The sequence below is a fragment of the Mesorhizobium sp. 1M-11 genome (genome assembly GCF_001303895.1).
In the GTDB taxonomy this organism is placed as follows: domain Bacteria; phylum Pseudomonadota; class Alphaproteobacteria; order Rhizobiales; family Rhizobiaceae; genus Mesorhizobium.
In genome coordinates this window covers 1-15,495 of record NZ_LJSD01000060.1, presented here as the reverse complement: position 1 = coordinate 15,495, position 15,495 = coordinate 1, and the positions used below count along the sequence as shown (strand labels likewise).

Genomic DNA, 15,495 nt, shown 5'->3' with positions numbered 1-15,495 from the left:
GGCTTTGGTGCACGGATCTGGAGCACGGCGGATCTCGATCTTTGATTGTTTGATGACGTGGGCTACGCTCGCTTTGCCTTGCGGCGGACGGACTTCGGGCGTGCGCAGGCAAGCATGCGGTTGAGGACGGCGCAGCCGATGGCGACTTCCGTCTGCTGAACGTGAAACGACCGAGCCCGCAGACGCGGTCCGATGATGGATTTGTATCGTCCGATGGCGGTCTCGACCCGCGCACGCTTGCCGTAGCCGGTGGAAGCTTGCCACTTCATCCGCCCGTCTCTGCTTATCGCGGCGATATGCTGATCTCTTTGGCCGAGAGATCGATTGCCGGCCGGTTCGACCGCATTGACCCGTGGCGGAATGACGATGGCAACATCGGCACTGTGGTTGATGATCGCGTCGTAGATGGGCTTTCCATCATAGGCACCATCGGCGGTTAACCGTCCGATTGGACCGTCGATCTGATTGAGAAGTGGCCCCACCTGCGAGGCATCGCCTGTGTCCTGGTCGGTCATTGTGTGGGCGATGATCTCGCCGCTATCGGCATCCAGCGCCAGATGCAGTTTGCGCCAACCGCGACGGGATTTGGCGCGCCATGTTTCTCCTTCAGCCACTGGCCCGCGCCATAGATTTGAAGGCCGGTACTATCGACAAGAACATGCACCCGTCCGCCCAGAGGAACCTGAGGATGCTGCCGTTTGCTGGGCGATTGCCATGTCCGTGTCCGACGGCTGAGCGTGGTATGATCGGGGACGGAGAGTGCCAATCCCATCAATTGCAATACCGATTCAAGGAAGCCTTCGGCCTGGCGTAGCCGCAGTCCGAACACCATGCCCGGGGACAAGGCTGTCTCGATGGCAAGATCAGAATAGCGAGGCTGGCCACCACGCGTTGTTCGTCGTGGAGCAACCCATATGTCAACCGCCTCCGGCGTCAGCCACAGGGTCAAGCTGCCACGTCGGCGGAGGCCCGCCTCATATTCCGGCCAGTTCGTCACCTTGAATTTCATCTTCCCGATGCGATGACGGCGGGCGGCATTGTGTTTGAAAGGCATGACTGGAGGCAGACCGGCTATTGAGATCGCCGTTCGCCTACATCACGACCGCTGAATGATCCGTGCACCAACGCCGGCATTTTGCCGTTTTCATCGATGGGTATCGAAAAATGCAATACTTTGCCGGTTGTTGGACTGTTGGCGATTTCGCCGAGCTGCCAGAAATCAGGAATACAACGTCGAAGGCCGTTTCGAGCAATCGGCACGATGCCGCAGCGCAAGCCTGAACCCAAAGCATGGCGTCGCCTGCTCACGAAAACAAGGGCGGGCAAACCGTCCTCATGGGAGGGAAGACTATGATCTCGAGACGAACTGTTCTGGCAATGGGCGGCGGCCTGTCCTTGCTGCCATGGGTCGGCAGGCTGGTTGCACAGGAAGCCAAGCAACCTTCAAGTGGGGGCGTACTCCGCGTTGCCGTCTATGACGATCCAAGGAGCATCTTTTCACCGATCGAAACCGGTGACCTGGAACTGACGATCGGCTCCAAGATCTTCGAAACGCTGTTGCGCCTCAAAGCCGACAATTCGTTCGAGGGTGTGCTGGCGGAATCGTGGAAATACTCGCCGGATGGTACCCAATACGAATTCCGGCTGCGCGACGGCATTCATTTCCACGATGGCAAGCCGTTGACGTCCGAGGACGTTGCATTTTCCATTCTTCAGCTCGGCAAGAAGTACAATGCCTTCGGCAGCACCTTGTTCGCCAATGTGACGTCGGCCGACCTCCCGGATGCCAAGACCGTTGTGTTCAAGCTGACCAAGCCGATGCCGCCGTTCCCGTTCCTGGGCATGCTGGCTGCGTTCGGACCGATCGCTCCGAAGCACCTTTACGATGTTGCCGACATTCTGAAGAACCCGCAGATCAACAAGCCGGTTGGTTCGGGGCCGTTCCGCTTCAAGGAGTGGAACCGCAGCTCTTCGATCGTGCTCGATCGCAATCCCGATTTTCGCGAGAAGGCGCAACCTTATCTCGACCAGATCGTCTTCCGCATCATCACCGATCCGGGTGCCCGCGCCGCGGCGTTCGAGGCCGACGAAATCGACGCCGGCGTCAACAGCCCGGTCAGCAAAGCGGATTTGAAGCGGATTTCCGAACTGCCTTTCATTGCCGTCGATGCGACCGGCAACAAGGCAACCGAAGGCGTCAACGCTCTCGAAGTCAATCTGCGCAGAAAGGAACTGTCGGATGTGCGCGTCCGGCGTGCCATCAGCATGGCCATCGACCGCGCCTTCATCTGCAACGCCGTGTACTCCGGCATGGCGGCGCCGGCGCGCGGGCCCATCCGTTCCGACAGCTTCCTGTTCGAACCCGCGCTGCCGGAGCTTGCCTTGAATGTCGAGGAGGCAAACAAGCTGCTCGATGAAGCTGGTTATCCCAAAGGGGCCGATGGCTGGAGGTTTACACTCAACATCGACCCGAATGGTGACGACCTCAACGTCATCGGCGAATACATCAAACAGGCAATCGCCAATATCGGCATCAACGGCAACATCATCGTCTCCGACTACGCGACCCATAATGCGCGGATCTACACCGACTACGATTTCGACCTTTCGATCCAGGTGATCAGCACGCTGGTCGATCCGCAGATTTCGGTGTTCGACTACTATTGGTCGAAAGCCATCAGCAAAGGTCGCTGGCAGACCAATGCCACCGACTATCGCAACGAGGAGATGGACAAGGCCATCGACGTTGCGGAGTCTGCCATCGATGCCGACCAGCGCCTGGCTGCGGTACGCCAGATCCAGACGATCGCGGCTCGCGACCTGCCGCTGATCCCGCTTGTCGAGTATGAAAGTCACAACGTGTTCAACAAACGTGTCCAGCTGGGTTCGACCGGACCCGTGTGGCCGCTGCAGAACTGGGCAGACGCCTGGCTCGAGAAATGATGGACGCATCGTCATCGCAAGCGGTGCGAGTGCGCCGGAAAACGACCCCTTGGGCATTTCAGGTGGCCGTAAACCGTCTGAAGCAGGCGATCCCGACGATTGCCTGCGTCCTTGTGGTCAATTTCTTCCTGGTGCGGCTGATCCCTGGCGACCCCGTCGACGCCTTCGTGGCCAAGGCGCAAGGCGCCGACCAAGCTTTCAAGGACCATATTCGGCATGAAATGGGATTGGACGAACCGATCTGGGTGCAGTTCGGTATCTATCTGTCGAAGGTCGCTCATCTGGATTTCGGCTGGTCGTTCCAGAATTCGGCGCCAGTGCTGGACGTCATTCTGCTGCGGCTCTGGCCGACGGTTCTCCTGCTGGTGTTCAGCATCGGCGTTTCGCTTCTCGGCGGGGTGTTCCTGGGGGTGACAGCCGCGCGCTACAGCCAGACCTGGAAAGACCGGACGATCGCGTTCATGTCGATGGTCCTCTATGCGATGCCTGCCTTCTGGATCGGCCTCAGCCTGATCGTCGTGTTCTCGGTCAAGTTGCGGCTACTGCCCGTGGGTGGTTTCGACACGGTCGGCTCCGGAAAAACGGGAATTGCCTATGCGCTCGACGTCGGGCGTCACATGACGCTGCCTGCGCTAACGCTTGGGTTGTTCTATCTCGCCGTCTATACGCGCCTGGTCAGGGCCTCGATGTTTGAATTGCTGGACAGCGATTTTGTTCGCACCGCACGAGCGAAAGGCCTCTCAGAGCGGACAGTGTTATGGCGGCATATGCTCCCGCATGCACTGCTGCCGTTGCTGACCCTAGTCGGAGTGCAACTGGGTTCGCTGCTCAGCGGAGTGATCGTCATCGAGACAGTGTTCAGCTGGCCGGGCCTCGGACGATTGACCTTCCAGGCCGCGTTGCAGCGTGACTACAACGTCCTGCTCGCCATCCTGCTGATGAGCACCGTTCTGGTCGTCTGCGCCAACCTGATCGTGGATCTCCTGTCCGCATGGATAGACCGGCGCATGGATGTGAACTGACATGGAACCGCTGCTGCAATTCTGGCGCCGGTACCGGCAAAATCGAGGGGCAGTCTTCGGGCTTGCCATCGTGCTGACGGCTTCGGCGATGGCCCTGCTGGCGCCCTGGCTTTTTCCTGGCGACCCACGCCGCATAGCCGGTGCCCCCTATATCGCGCCGTTCGTGACCTGGCAGTTTCCGCTCGGTACGGATCAGCTTGGGCGGGACATCTTCGTCCAGCTCTTCTATGGCGCTCGCGTCTCCCTGCTCGTCGGTATCGCGGCAAGCCTGGTGACGGCGCTCATCGGCTGCACGATAGGCGCGCTGGCAGGCTTTTACGGAGGTAGGCTGGGTGCCCTTTTGATGCGCGGAACCGAAATGTTCCAGACGATCCCGGACATCATGCTTGCGCTCGTCCTCGTCACCATCCTACAGGCTTCGCTGCTCAGCGTCATCATCTCGATCGCCATCGTAAGCTGGACGACAGTGGCGCGTGTGACGCGCGCCGAGTTTCTCAAGTTTCGCAGCCAGGACTTCGTGCTTGCCTGCGTTGTCATGGGCATGCCGAGCTGGCGCATCATCGTCAGCCAGATATTCCCGAATGTGCTGCCTCCGATCGTAGTGATGACGTCGATCATCGCTGCGGGTGCGATCCTGGCGGAATCGTCCCTGTCTTTCCTTGGGCTCGGTGATCCCAATTCGGTGAGTTGGGGCATGATGACCGGTGCGGGGCGCAGCGTGTTTCGGAATGCCTGGTATGTGTCGGGCATTCCCGGGCTGGCGATCCTGATGGCCGTCCTTGGCATCAACCTGGTTTCAGATGGCCTCAACGATGCCCTCAATCCCAGGCGGCGGGAGCGTTGAGATGGCTGTCTTGAAGGTCGAGGACCTGTCGGTGCAATTCAGGACGGCTCAGGGCGTCGTGCGTGCCGTGGACAGGGTCAGCTTTGAAATACGCGCCGGTGAGACCCTGGCGGTGGTCGGTGAATCCGGTTCTGGCAAATCTGTTACGGCATTGGCAATCATGAGATTGCTGCCGAGGCACGGCAGCACTCGTGTCTCGGGTCGGGTCATGCTCGGTGAACGCGATCTCGTCGGGCTGGCGGATGCCGAGATGCAAAGGGTTCGCGGCAACCAGATATCGATGGTGTTCCAGGAGCCGATGACGTCGCTCAATCCGCTGATGCGGATCGGCGAGCAGATCGAGGAAGGCATCCGGCGCCATCAGAATGTATCGGCCGCGGTCAGCCGCCGTCGCGCCGTCGAACTGTTGGATCAGGTGCGCATCGCAGACCCGCATCGCCGCGTCGACGAATTCCCGCACACGCTTTCGGGCGGGATGCGCCAGCGCGTGATGATCGCGATGGCGCTTGCCTGCGAGCCGAAGCTGCTGATTGCCGATGAGCCGACGACGGCGCTCGATGTCACTGTTCAGGCACAGATCCTTGAGCTTCTGGCAACCCTGCGCAAGACGATGAACATGTCGATGCTTTTGATCACCCACGATCTTTCCATCGTCGCCGATACCGCCGAACGGACCCTGGTGATGTATGCCGGGCGGATCGTCGAGGCGGCGGCGACCGGCGAAATTCTTGCGCGGCCTGCACATCCTTACACACGAGGGCTCTTGGGATCGCTGCCGAAGCCGCGCGCAGCCGGCCGGTCGCGTGACCGCCTTACCGAGATCCCAGGCGCGGTGCCGCCTTTGCACGCGCTGCCGGCGGGTTGCTCCTTTGCCGAGCGTTGCCAACGCGCCGACGCTGTCTGCCGCACCGATCGGCCCGAGGCCAGAACTGTGACGCATGATCGGCTGGCTGTCTGCCACTTTGCTGTTGCGGAGGCGATATGACGCCGCTCCTCTCGGTTGAAGACCTGCACAAGCATTTCCCGGATCGCGTTGGCGCGCTGCGTGCAGTCGATGGGGTGTCGTTTCAGATAAAGCCAGGCGAGACGCTAGGGCTGGTCGGTGAATCCGGCTGCGGAAAATCTACCGTCGGGCGCACGATTCTGCGCCTCTACAAGCCGACCAGCGGCCGCATCGTCCTCGAAGGTAGGGATATCGCCCCGCTGCAGGAGAGCGCGTTGCGGCCGTTGCGGCGCGATGTCCAGATGGTGTTTCAGGATCCGTTCAGCAGTCTCAATCCACGTTCCAGGATCGGCCGCATCCTGGAGGAGCCCTTTGTCGTCTGGGGCGAGGGAAGAGCCCGCGACCGCAGGGATCAGGTCGTCGCTTTGCTTGAGCGAGTAGGGTTAGGGGCCGAAGCTGCGGATCGCTACCCGCACGAACTGTCCGGTGGGCAGCGTCAGCGCGTTGGTATCGCAAGGGCGCTGGCGCTAAAACCGAAGCTGATCGTCTGCGACGAGGCAGTCTCGGCTCTCGACGTGTCGGTGCGGGCGCAGATCATCAATCTTCTGGTCGATCTGCAGCGCACGCTCGGAATCGCCTACCTGTTCATCTCGCACGATCTTGCCGTGGTCGAGCACGTGTCCAACCGCGTGGCGGTGATGTATCTCGGCAGGATCGTCGAGATTGCGAGCGCCGATCAACTCTGGTCGAACCCCATCCATCCTTATACGCGCGCACTGTTCGATGCCTCACCGAAGCTGCCTGCAGCGGCTGGGCAAAAGCGCGCCGTGCTTGAGGGGGACCTGCCGAGCGCGATCGACCCTCCCTCGGGTTGCCGTTTCCACACGCGATGCCGGTTTGCGACCGACGTGTGCCGGCGCGTCGAACCCATCGTCTGGCAGGCCGCGCCGGGACACTCGGTCGCCTGTCATCACGCCGAGGCCCTTTCGATGGCCGAGGCGATACCCACAGCTCAGCAAAACGGCATTCTGAAAGGCAGCAGACATGACAACGCATCCGCTCTCTGACGTACAGGTCGGTGCCGCCATGAAGGCACAGACGGACGCGCACTACGCAGTGCATTTCGCCAATCGCGAATTGGTGAAGCGCGATTGGCGCGATCCAGTCTACGTGTCCGCAAGACGGGCCCTCGAAAGCGTCAATGTCGATCTCTACAAGGCAAAGTGGCAATTGGGCAGGATCGACGGCACCTACGCTGATTTTGCCTCGCCGCTGGCCCCCGACGACAACCTGAGCCAGGCGGTATCAGATTTCCAGGCGATCAAAGCGGCCGCGGACAAGATTGCCGAAGCTTGCCGGGCCGACGAGATCGTTGAACATGGCGAACTTCGTATCGTCACAAAGACCGGCACCGAAACCGAGTTTTCGGATGACATTCCTCTGGTGCCCTCGATCTGCCCTGTCGTCGTGTTGCAGGGATCGAACCATGACATGGGTCGTCAATATGCGCAGCAGATCATCGAAATCTACGGCGACTGGATCTTCAGGCAGCAGGCCGAACGTGTGCTGAGCGCGGTCGAACTCGATGCTATGCGCAATTGGGAAGCGGAATTGCGTAAATACATGCCGGAGATTTTGGATTTCGCAAGAGGCTGGGCCGAAGGCGCGACGGACGCCGGCGCTCCCATCGCATACGACAATGTGCTGGCAATCTGGACAGGCACGCGACCCTATTCGAAGGAAGTTCGCCCCTTCGCCTTTGGCAATTCCGACAAGGAAAACGACAAGACCATTGCCGCCTATCTCGGTGTCGGAACGGAAGGTGCCGGCCAGCTCAAAGGCGAGATCACCGACATGTGCAGCGGCGTCTGCGCATGGGGCGATGCAACGACCGACGGCAGGCTGGTCGCCGCAGCGACCACCGATCATGATTGCACCTTCCAGGCCACGATCGTGGCTTTCCCGGATGAAGGCAACAACTTCATTTACACGCCGTTTTCGGTGAAGGGATCCATCCCGGTCATCGGTCGCGATTATATGGGCGGTCACCCTGGTATGAACAGCAAGGGCGTCGCGTACGTCCATCACGGCGGTGCCAGCACCGGTGAACCGAAGGAGCAATGGGGCTACGGCGTGCGGCGCGGGCCGGCAACCTTCCACGCGCTGCAGTTTGCCAACAGTGCAGCCGAGGCACGCGATATGCAGCTTTCCTATCCGGTCGGCGACGCCGGTATCACGCTCGGCACGGCCGGCGGGATGTGGGCAGACAGCAGACAGGGCTACAGTTTCGAGGCACGCAGCGGTGCTCCGGAAAAGCCGAACCCGATCATTCGGGAGGCGACATATGACGCGCTCGGCAAGGCTTATGACTTCCTGTACGCCAACAACAATGCGCTGAGCCCACGTTCCGGGCACCTGAATGGTGCGCCCTCCTACGGTTACCAGTATTCGCTCGCCGGAGGCTGGTTCACCTTCGACCCGAAGGTCATCTATGAGGATACGGGCAGCATCGCGATCCGCCGTCTGCTGACCAAGGAAAGCGAGGGCCGCAACCGTTTCCACTACAAGGTGATGATGGAAGGCTACGGCGGCATCGATTTCGATTATCTAACCGCGCTCTACAGGACTGGCGGAGAGATACCCGAGGGCGACTTCGATGAGGTCAGCGAGCGCTGGAATGCGGGTGAGCAGTGGGATTGTTCGCCCGCGCACCGTTCGATCGCCAGCACTTTCGTGCTCAAGCCAGACGACCAGAACACCGGCACCTATTTCGCGTGCATCGGGCCTGCAGATCGTGGCCTCAATTGCCGGGATCCCGGGCACGGCTACTACTATTACGACGAGACAAACACATTCTGGGAACTGACCCTGGCTGCTTCGCCGCAAGGCGTGTTGTCCCGGGCTAATGACAGAGCCCGGGTCCTCGTTGTCGATGCGGCAGGGGCGCTGCGCGGTTTCGACGGATGTTCGTCCGGTGCCGCAGAGTTGCAGCGGCTGTTGCGATTGGCCGAAAAAGAGCTGGCTGTCCTCGGTGAAGAATCGGATGGCGAAAGCCGTGATGCGCAGCTTTCCAAACTCGCGCGGCAGGTTCGTGCGATGACCCGGGCGCAGGTTCGTGCCAAACAGGTGATCGAGGCCGTGATCAAGCCGGCCGGTTTGCACAAGGCAGCTATTCCGGTCTCGTGACGCTTCATCCTGCTTTTAGCTCCGACTGTGGCGACCCTGGGCCAGGGTCGCCACAACTTTTTGAGAAACACAATCGACATCTGACTGCGAGCGGCATGTTTCATGAGCCACCGGGATGATGGAACGGCATGCAAGACCTGCGCGAGCGTACAACGGCATCGAAAAACGCAATACTTTGCCGGTTGTTGGACTATGTGTGGTCCGATCCTGATGACAAAAATATCCAAGTAAGAATAGGCACCGTTCAGCTGATATCGAAATCGGCTTTCTCAAGAAGAGGTGCAATTCGTGGAAGGCTGTTCTGGGCTTTTCATCACTGCATAGCTGCCATTTTTGCTGAGGGGCAAAGGGCGAGGCATCGGTAGACGCCATTTTTTCACTGCTGAGGGAGTGCCGGGCAACAGGCTCGGCGCTGGGGGAGGGCGCGTGCCTAGAGACTCATTTCATCGAGATCCATAGGGCAGCCGATCCTGTCGGTTGCCTTCTGTTTCGTCAACGAACGGCGCCAGCCTGCGCGCCGAAGCACTTTATTCATTTCAAATTTTTTTCTTGGGGGCAGGAATGAACATTAAAAGCCTTCTTCTCGGATGCGCCGCAGCCCTGATTGCGGTCCCGCCTTCTCACGCCGCGGACGCTGTTGTGGTCGCGGAAGCGGAACCCGCCGAACCCGTCAAGATCTGCGACGTTTATGGCCCGGGCTACTTCTACATTCCGGGAACGGAGACCTGCCTGCGCATCGGCGGCTATGTCCGCTACGATATCGGCCTGGGCGATGGCGGCACCTTCGACGGCGTCAACCATGTCCCTGACCAGATGGGAAAAGGCACGCATTCGACCTGGAAGAAGCAGGCGCGCCTGCAGCTCGATACATCGACGGGCCAGGAGACCGAGTTCGGGACGCTGAAGACGTTCACGATAACCCGCTTCGACTTCGGCAACAGTGGCGGCGACTATGCCGATCCGGATGGTTCCGGCCCGCTGCTGCCCGGAACCCGGTGGCGGGCACGAAACAAAGACATCACCCTGATCGCTGCCTGGATTCAATTGGGCGGCCTGCGCGTCGGCAAAGACGACTCGGCGTTCGACGCCTTCATCGACTATGCCGGCAACGTCATCCAGGATTCGCTGATCCCTTATGGCGGGTTCGACAGCAACGTCGTCCAGTACAATTTCGATGGCGGCAACGGCCTCAGTGGGGTGATCTCGCTGGAGCAAGGCTCGGACGACGGTTCCGGCGATAACTCTATCGACAGCTACGTTCCCAATGTGGTCGGTGGCGTCAAATACAAGCAGAGCTGGGGGACCTTAACCGCGGTCGGCGCCTACGACAGCAACTACGAGGAATGGGCCGGCAAGGCCCGCCTCGATGTGACTTTGGCGCAAGGCTTCGACGTGTTTGTTCTTGCCGGCTACGGCACCGACAGGAATGCTCCCCGCAACTTCTTCAAGGAGTGGGGCGGCAACTGGGCGATTTGGGCAGGCGGTACCTATGCCGTCAACAACATGACGTCCCTCAACGCGCAGGTCTCCTACGACGGCAGCCGGAATCTGGCACTTGCCGCCAACGTCAAATACGACATCGTGCCTGGCTTCCGGGTAACCGCCGAAGCCGACTACCTGCATGTCGGCGCAAAGGACGGTTACAGCTGGAGCGGAGCCGTAAAGAAGAACAACGTCGGCGGTATTCTTCGATTCCAACGTTCTTTTTAGTTTAAATTGCGAATTGTATTGATACTCGAAATTTTTGCTTCTGATTGAACCGGCGGGCTGTGAATTGCCTGCCGGTCTTTGCATTTCAGCGTCTGAGAAAACCGCTGGCGGCCGCAAACACCTGTCCATTGCAATTGGAGGAGCGCCGGCGCTTTGCCGAGTGCCCCGGGGAGGGATGCGACTGCACCAATGAACGACCGGGCACGTGCCCGCCGAAGTCGCCGACGTGGAAACCACGCGGATGCAAACGTCATTCTTTTTACGAATTTTGGGGGAGTAAAATGAACTTAAAGAGCCTTCTTTTCGGTTCTGCTGCGGCTCTCGTAGCAGTATCTGCTGCCCACGCTGCCGACGCAGTGGTTGTTGCCGAACCGGAACCCGCCGAATACCTCAGGATCTGCGATGTCTACGGCAGCGGCTACTTCTACATTCCCGGCACTGAAACCTGCCTGCGCATCGGTGGCTATATTCGCGTTGACATCGGAGCCGGCGATACGGGAACGTTCAATGGTGTGAACCACGTCCCAGACCAGATGGGCAAGGGCACGCACTCGACCTGGAAGACGCTGGCGCGCCTGCAGCTCAACACGTCCACGGGCCAGGAGACGGAACTCGGCACGTTGAAGACGTTCACCATGACCCGCTTCAACTTCAGCAACAGCAGCGGGGACTATTCCGACCCGGATGACACAGGCCCGTTGTTGCCTGGCACCAAATGGCAGGCGGGCAACAAAAACGTCACCTTGACCACTGCCTGGATCCAACTCGGGGGGCTGCGTGTCGGTAAGGCCGATACGGCCTTCGATTCCTTCGTCGACTATGCCGGCAACGTTATCCAGGACACGCTGATCCCCTATGGCGGCTTCGACACCAACATGGTCCGATATTATTTCGAAGGCGGCAATGGGTTCAGCGCTGTGGGATCGTTGGAACAGGGTTCGAACGATGGTTCCGGCGACAATTCCATCGACAGCTATGTGCCGAACGTCGTAGGCGGCGTTAAGTACAAGCAAAGTTGGGGCACGGTTACCGCCGTCGGTGCCTATGACAGCAACTTTGAGGAGTGGGCAGGCAAGGTCCGCGTCGATGTTGCCGTGGCACAAGGCTTCGATTTGTTTGTGCTGGCTGGCTATGGCACCGACAGGAACGCCCCCCGCAACTTCTTCAAAGAATGGGGCGGCAACTGGGCGATTTGGACAGGCGGCAGTTACGCCGTCACCGAAAGGACCTCTCTCAATGCACAGGTCTCCTTTGACGGGAGCAAGAACCTCGCGCTCGCGGCCAACGTAAAACACGACGTGAGGCCGGGCTTCCAGATAACCGCCGAAGTGGACTACCTTCGTGTCGGTTCGAAGGACAGCTTCAATTGGACTAGTGCGGTAAAGAAGAGCAACCTGGGCGGTATTCTTCGCTTCCAGCGGACGTTCTAGCGCAGCTACGTGGACAAAGCACAAGTTCAGTCGCGCTGTTCTTGCCAACAAAAACCGCCGAAAGCGTTGCTTTCGGCGGTTTTGACGTTTTCACCCAGGGCCTGGGGCGAACTACTTATCGGCTTGAAATACCTTCTTTCCGCCGAACATGGTCCACAGCACCTTGGTGTCCGCGATCTCGGCGGGCGCTGCGGCGAGCAGATCGCGGTCGACCAGCACCAGGTCGGCGGCTTTGCCCGGCTCGATCGAGCCGATACGGTCTTCGCGCCGCACGGCCTGGGCGGCATTGCGTGTATAGGCATAAAGCATCTGCTCGGCCGTCATCGCTTCTTCGGGGTTGAGTACTCCCTTGGTGCCTTGCCGTGTGATCGCGACCGTCATCGCCAGGAATGGGTTTGGCGAGGTAACGGGCCAGTCGCTGGCACCGGCGACGATGGCGTCGGCGTCTGCCAGTGAGCGAGCCGGGTAAAGCGTTTTCGAGAGACTTTCGTCCAGATAGGGCTTGACCAGATCGGTGGTGTATTCGTCCGCCCCAGACCATAGCAATTGCATGGAGGCGATGACGCCGAGTGCTTTGAAGCGCAGCCTGTCTTCGGGCTTGACGACCTCGAGATGCGTGATCGTGTGAGGAATGCGGCTGTCACCATTGGCCTTGCGGGCTGCCGCGATTGCGTCGAGCGCGTCGGTTGCCGCCAGGTCGCCGATGGCATGGATATGGACCAGCGCACCACGCTTGTCGGCCGCGGTTACCAATGCCTTGAATTTCTCGGTTCCGATCACTTCCGGTCCGGGTGTGCCGAGATTCTTGTAAGGCAGGGAGAGCGATGCCGTCTGGGCCGGATATTCAATCACGCCATCGGCGAGGATCTTGATGCCACCAACCATAAGGTCGGGTGTCTTAGGGAATTTTGCTGCCAGGGTGTCGTAGACCTCCAGCGCTTCGGGACCGCTCTTAGAATTCAGGAGCACCATGCCCGTAACATGGGCGGTTAGCTCGCCAGCATCGGAAAGCGCCTTGTAAGCCGGCAGAACACCGACATCGTCCTTGGTTGTGTTTCGGCGTGGAATAAGGACCCCGTTTCAGGGGTGACCGGCGTCCAAAAAGGACCCCTGTAACGCAGGGTTGTCACACTGCCTTCGGTTTCATCGGGGGCATTTGTTTTGGATGTTGGTTGTGGAGACGATTGCGAAGATACGTCGGCTTTCGCTGGTCCAGGGGAAGTCGATCAAGGAGATCTGCCGCGAGTTGAGGATATCGCGGAAGGTTGTCCGGAAGGTGCTGCGGTCGAACGCGACGGAGTTCCGTTACGAGCGTGAGCATCAGCCGATGCCAAAGATCGGCCCCTGGCAGGATCAGCTCGACGGGCTTTTAGGTGGCAATCACGGCAAGGCGGGGCGCGAGCGGCTAACGCTGATCCGAATCTTTGAGGAGCTCCGCGGTCTCGGATACGACGGCAGCTACGACGCGGTTCGCCGATACGCCAAGAGCTGGGCGAAGGCGCAGGGATCAGCGACGGCGGAAGCCTATGTGCCGTTGTTCTTCGCGCCGGGTGAAGCCTACCAGTTCGACTGGAGCCACGAGATCGTCCTCATCAATGGCGTGACTGTGACCGTGAAGGTTGCCCATGTCCGGCTTTGCCACAGCCGCATGATGTTCGTCAGAGCCTATCCGCGCGAGACGCAGGAGATGGTGTTCGACGCGCACGACCGGGCCTTCGCCTTCTTTGGCGGCACCTGCACGCGCGGCATCTACGACAACATGAAGACGGCGGTTGAGACGGTATTCGTCGGCAAGGACCGGCAATACAATCGCCGCTTCCTGCAGATGTGCAGCCATTATCTGGTGCAGCCGGTCGCCTGCACGCCGGCGTCGGGCTGGGAGAAGGGTCAAGTCGAGAACCAGGTCGGGCTGGTGCGCGAGCGCTTCTTCACGCCGCGGCTGCGCTTCAAATCCTATGAGGAACTCAACGCCTGGCTGCTCGACAAATGCATCGCCTACACCAAGACGCACCGTCATATCGATCAGCCGGAGCGCACGATCTGGGAGGTGTTCGAGGAGGAGCGCGGCAAACTTGTCGAGTATCGCGGCCCCTTCGACGGCTTCCACACGGTCCCCGCCTCGGTATCGAAGACCTGCACGGTGCGCTTCGACAACAACAAATACTCGGTGCTGTCGACTGCCGTGGGCCGACCGGTCGAGATCCAGGCCTATGCCAGCAGGATCGTCATCCGGCAGGATGGCGTTGTCGTCGCCGAACACGCCCGTTCGTTCGGGCGCGGTGAGACCATTTACGATCCCTGGCACTATGTCCCCGTGCTCGCCCGCAAGCCCGGCGCATTGCGCAATGGCGCGCCGTTCCAGGACTGGGTTCTGCCCTCGGCGATGGAGCGGACCCGGCGCCGACTGAAGTCCTCGGATGACGGTGATCGCCAGATGGTGGCGATCCTGGCTGCGGTGTTGACCGACGGGATCGATGCCGTGGAGGCCGCCTGCCAAGAGGCGCTCGACCAGAACGTCTGCTCGTCAGCTGTCATCATCAACATTCTGGCGCGGCGGCGCGATCCGGCGCCAGCCATCACCATTCTCACCCCGGACGCTCTTCGCCTGCGCCATGAGCCGCAGGCCGACTGTGCCCGCTACGACAGCCTCAGGAGGGCAAGCTGATGGAACGCACGCAGGTTCTGGATCTGATGGGAACGTTGAAGCTCTACGGCATGCGCAGTGCCTATGACGAGGTTATGGCGACCGGCATCAAGCGCCAGCACGAGCCGCCGAGGATCGTCGGCGATCTGCTGTCGGCCGAGATCGCCGAGAAGCAGGCGCGCTCCATCAAATACCAGCTCACCGTCGCAAAGCTGCCGATCGCCAAGGACATCGAGGAGTTCGACTTCGACGGCACGCCGGTCAACGAGGTGCTGGTCAGGGACCTTGCCAACGGCACCTTCGTCGCCGACCAGCGTAACGCCGTTCTCATCGGCGGCACCGGAACCGGCAAGTCACATCTGGCGATTGCCCTTGCCCGATCCCTCATCCGCAACGGGACGCGCGGTCGCTTCTTCAATGTCGTTGATCTCGTCAACCGGCTCGAGACCGAGCACCGCGGTGGCAAGCAGGGCCGTATCGCTGACTACCTGACCCGATTGGACTTCGTCGTCCTCGACGAACTCGGCTATCTGCCCTTCGCGCAAGCCGGCGGGCAGTTGCTCTTCCACCTGATCAGCAGGCTCTACGAGCGCACCTCGATCATCGTCACCACCAATCTGGCGTTCGGCGAATGGCCCGCTGTCTTCGGCGACGCCAAGATGACGACGGCGCTGCTCGACCGGCTCACCCATCACTGCGAGATCATCGAGACCGGAAACGAATCCTGGCGATTCAAGAACCGCGCCTGATCACCCCATAACGCCGATCCGCGC

The 15,495-nt window shown here is 60.3% G+C and carries 11 protein-coding genes and 2 pseudogenes; 10 read left to right on the top strand and 3 right to left on the bottom strand.

Going from position 1 to position 15,495, the window contains the following annotated elements:
• Window positions 1–62: 62 nt before the first annotated feature.
• Both AO692_RS32465 and AO692_RS33230 read right to left on the bottom strand, forming a co-directional pair.
• Window positions 63–1,054 (bottom strand): annotated as a pseudogene (locus tag AO692_RS32465) (IS5 family transposase).
• 17 nt (window positions 1,055–1,071) lie between these two features.
• The gene (locus tag AO692_RS33230) at window positions 1,072–1,326 is read right to left on the bottom strand and encodes a hypothetical protein (RefSeq protein WP_161808134.1); all 255 of its coding nucleotides are present in this window, start codon (window positions 1,324–1,326) and stop codon (window positions 1,072–1,074) included.
• Window positions 1,327–1,350: 24 nt separating this feature from the next.
• Here AO692_RS33230 and AO692_RS26430 point away from each other — a divergent pair, with 24 nt between their 5' ends.
• The 8 genes from AO692_RS26430 (at window position 1,351) to AO692_RS26395 (ending at window position 12,078) form a co-directional block, all read left to right on the top strand.
• Window positions 1,351–2,943, top strand: coding sequence for an ABC transporter substrate-binding protein (locus AO692_RS26430; RefSeq protein WP_161808133.1), 1,593 nt, complete (start codon window positions 1,351–1,353; stop codon window positions 2,941–2,943).
• A gap of 62 nt (window positions 2,944–3,005) precedes the next feature.
• The gene (locus tag AO692_RS26425) at window positions 3,006–3,965 is read left to right on the top strand and encodes an ABC transporter permease (RefSeq protein WP_244483499.1); all 960 of its coding nucleotides are present in this window, start codon (window positions 3,006–3,008) and stop codon (window positions 3,963–3,965) included.
• Window positions 3,966–3,975: 10 nt separating this feature from the next.
• Entirely contained in the window at window positions 3,976–4,809 is an 834-nt protein-coding gene (locus AO692_RS26420) for an ABC transporter permease (protein ID WP_200911789.1), read from the top strand.
• Between the two features lies 1 nt (window position 4,810).
• Window positions 4,811–5,794: an ABC transporter ATP-binding protein gene (locus AO692_RS26415; RefSeq protein ID WP_054313052.1), complete on the top strand. Its 984-nt coding sequence runs from the start codon at window positions 4,811–4,813 to the stop codon at window positions 5,792–5,794.
• Window positions 5,791–6,819 (top strand): oligopeptide/dipeptide ABC transporter ATP-binding protein, encoded by a 1,029-nt coding sequence (locus AO692_RS26410; protein WP_054313051.1) that lies wholly within the window; start codon window positions 5,791–5,793, stop codon window positions 6,817–6,819. Before AO692_RS26415 ends, AO692_RS26410 begins: the two co-directional genes overlap by 4 nt.
• Window positions 6,797–8,938, top strand: a complete 2,142-nt coding sequence (locus AO692_RS26405) for a hypothetical protein (protein ID WP_054313050.1) — start codon at window positions 6,797–6,799, stop codon at window positions 8,936–8,938. Before AO692_RS26410 ends, AO692_RS26405 begins: the two co-directional genes overlap by 23 nt.
• Before the next feature lie 561 nt (window positions 8,939–9,499).
• Window positions 9,500–10,648, top strand: a complete 1,149-nt coding sequence (locus AO692_RS26400; RefSeq protein WP_054313049.1) for a porin — start codon at window positions 9,500–9,502, stop codon at window positions 10,646–10,648.
• Between the two features lie 281 nt (window positions 10,649–10,929).
• Window positions 10,930–12,078: a porin gene (locus tag AO692_RS26395; RefSeq protein WP_054313048.1), complete on the top strand. Its 1,149-nt coding sequence runs from the start codon at window positions 10,930–10,932 to the stop codon at window positions 12,076–12,078.
• 111 nt (window positions 12,079–12,189) lie between these two features.
• On the opposite strand, the gene AO692_RS26390 is transcribed toward AO692_RS26395, so the two are convergent.
• Window positions 12,190–13,107, bottom strand: a complete 918-nt coding sequence (locus AO692_RS26390; RefSeq protein WP_280138674.1) for an amidohydrolase family protein — start codon at window positions 13,105–13,107, stop codon at window positions 12,190–12,192.
• A 136-nt stretch (window positions 13,108–13,243) separates the two neighbouring features.
• Between AO692_RS26390 and istA the strand changes: the two are divergent.
• Together istA and istB are read left to right on the top strand one after the other, a co-directional pair.
• Window positions 13,244–14,810 (top strand): annotated as a pseudogene (gene istA / locus AO692_RS26385) (IS21 family transposase).
• On the top strand, window positions 14,743–15,471 hold the full coding sequence (gene istB, locus AO692_RS26380) for an IS21-like element helper ATPase IstB (RefSeq protein WP_054308547.1): 729 nt from the start codon (window positions 14,743–14,745) through the stop codon (window positions 15,469–15,471). The pseudogene istA and the gene istB overlap by 68 nt, the downstream one beginning before the upstream one ends.
• Window positions 15,472–15,495 lie beyond the last annotated feature (24 nt).

Coding starts and splice junctions, on each gene's coding strand:
- AO692_RS26415 (WP_054313052.1), top strand. CDS start 4,811: ATGGCTGTCTTGAAGGTCGAGGACCTGTCGGTGCAATTCAGGACGGCT.
- AO692_RS26400 (WP_054313049.1), top strand. CDS start 9,500: ATGAACATTAAAAGCCTTCTTCTCGGATGCGCCGCAGCCCTGATTGCG.
- AO692_RS26430 (WP_161808133.1), top strand. CDS start 1,351: ATGATCTCGAGACGAACTGTTCTGGCAATGGGCGGCGGCCTGTCCTTG.
- istB (WP_054308547.1), top strand. CDS start 14,743: ATGGAACGCACGCAGGTTCTGGATCTGATGGGAACGTTGAAGCTCTAC.
- AO692_RS26395 (WP_054313048.1), top strand. CDS start 10,930: ATGAACTTAAAGAGCCTTCTTTTCGGTTCTGCTGCGGCTCTCGTAGCA.
- AO692_RS26405 (WP_054313050.1), top strand. CDS start 6,797: ATGACAACGCATCCGCTCTCTGACGTACAGGTCGGTGCCGCCATGAAG.
- AO692_RS26410 (WP_054313051.1), top strand. CDS start 5,791: ATGACGCCGCTCCTCTCGGTTGAAGACCTGCACAAGCATTTCCCGGAT.